This is a genomic window from Mesorhizobium sp. M2E.F.Ca.ET.209.01.1.1 (genome assembly GCF_004010375.2).
Classification (GTDB): domain Bacteria; phylum Pseudomonadota; class Alphaproteobacteria; order Rhizobiales; family Rhizobiaceae; genus Mesorhizobium.
Genome location: NZ_SADP02001142.1, coordinates 1 through 292 on the forward strand (window position 1 = coordinate 1; position 292 = coordinate 292).

Annotated in this window: 1 protein-coding gene; it reads right to left on the reverse strand. The window is 62.7% G+C overall.

Features of this window, described 5'->3' with window-relative positions:
- On the reverse strand, positions 1-292 hold a 292-nt coding region (locus EN852_RS39460), incomplete at both ends, for an ATP-binding cassette domain-containing protein (RefSeq protein ID WP_135879948.1).

Genomic DNA, 292 nt, shown 5'->3' on the forward strand with positions numbered 1-292 from the left:
GGCGCATCCCGGCAAGCAGGTTGCGCGCCCTCTCCTCGACGTCCTTGCGCGGTTCCTTCAAAACCTGGATCGGCGCCATGGCGACGTTTTCCAGCACGGTCTTATGCGGGAACAGATTGTACTGCTGAAACACCATGCCGACGCGATGGCGCAGCGCCACCTTGTCGACCTTCGGATCGGTGACCGTGATGTCGCCCAATTGGATCACGCCGTGATCGACCGGGGTCAGGCCGTTGATGGTTCTGAGGATCGTCGACTTGCCGGAACCCGACGGGCCGATGATGGCCGCGAC